Annotated in this window: 1 protein-coding gene and 1 pseudogene; both read left to right on the top strand. The window is 49.0% G+C overall.

Features of this window, described 5'->3' with window-relative positions; all coding sequences use genetic code 11:
- On the top strand, positions 1-987 hold a 987-nt coding region (locus QVO51_RS09365), incomplete at its 5' end, for a leucine-rich repeat domain-containing protein (protein WP_288168081.1).
- A 14-nt stretch (positions 988-1,001) separates the two neighbouring features.
- Positions 1,002-1,384 (top strand): annotated as a pseudogene (locus QVO51_RS09360) (hypothetical protein); the annotation flags it as partial.

Raw genomic sequence — 1,384 nt, 5'->3', positions numbered from 1 at the left:
CAGGATGCAGATCATGTGCGGCTGCTCATGTATGCAGTACGTCTGAATCCGGGAGCGACAGAGCTGTCCGACCGTGACTGGTACGATTACCGTGAGGACGCTAATGTCTGCGGATACTGCAAATGTATCCTCGGCAAATGCAAGGTCACTGAGCTGATGTCACAGATGGCACAGCTTATCGCCGAAATTTCGGAATATAATAAGAAAATTGAAGATCTCACAAATAAAGTTGAGGTTATTCAGACAAAGGTCGATGATCTCACGGGCGATATTGTTGAAACAGGTGAAATCGGCGAAAATGCGTACTATGTGCTGTACTCAAATGGAAGACTTCTTCTGCGTGGAAGCGGTGCAACCTATGATTACGAGATCGGACAGTCACCGTTCTGGGAAAATGAAAATATCCATTCTCTTGTGATTTCAGACGGTATCACAGCAATCGGCAGCAGTGTGTTTGAACGATGCCCCAATATGGCAACCGCCAGCCTTCCGACAAGCCTTACCGAAATCGGAAAGCGTGCATTTTTCATGTATAATCAAGGCGGCCTGACCGAGCTGAATATTCCGTCATCCGTAACAACCATCGGCGAGAAGGCATTTTCCTGTGAGGCTCTCACATCCGTTACACTCCCCGCTACGCTCACGACCCTCGGCAATTACCTTTTCATGGACAGCAGTACGCTGACAACTGCAAGAGTCGAATGCTCCGAGGTGCCGGGATTCTGCTTTGTCCGCTGTACCAATCTGCAAAATGTTACCCTAAGCCATAATGTGACGAGCATCGGCTCACACTGGATCAATTACTGTAATCGGCTGACGCAGATCACCTATGAGGGCAGCCTGGACGATTGGGCGACGGTGTCGAAAGGGACGAGCTGGGACGGTCACAGCGGTCAGCTGACAGGTACACTTGTGAGAATCAACTGCCTTGACGGATATATGGAGTATGATGACGAAAACAAAGAGTGGGTGGAGGTGCGTGACTGATGTGGAAATTTCTTGTGAAAAATCAGAGCATTGAGATCATGGAGCGTGAGGTGCTGGCAGATCACCAGATCCAGTATGTGCAGTTCAAATTCACCTTTGACGGTGACTGGAAGCATTTTCACAAGGTGGTTCAGTTTTCGCAGTGCGATGAGGTATATTCCGTTGTTCTCGGAACAGATGGAACGACCTTGTATCTGCCTGCGGAACTTCATGCCGGTGTGGTGAAAATGTCGGTATTCGGCTACAATATGGAATCCGATACAACAGTGAGAGCGACAACCGTTCCAGTCACGCTGAATATCCGTGAATCCGGCTTTGAAGGTGATGATCCGCCCATCCCACCGACACCTGATTTATATCAGCAGTTGCTGAAGAAAATTGACAGTGCGACTGCCGG

The organism is Ruminococcus sp. CAG:379 (assembly GCF_000434255.1).
In the GTDB taxonomy this organism is placed as follows: domain Bacteria; phylum Bacillota; class Clostridia; order Oscillospirales; family Ruminococcaceae; genus Ruminococcus_F; species Ruminococcus_F champanellensis.
The sequence above is the reverse complement of the archived record's forward strand: the minus strand, read 5'-3'. Positions and strand labels throughout refer to the sequence as shown.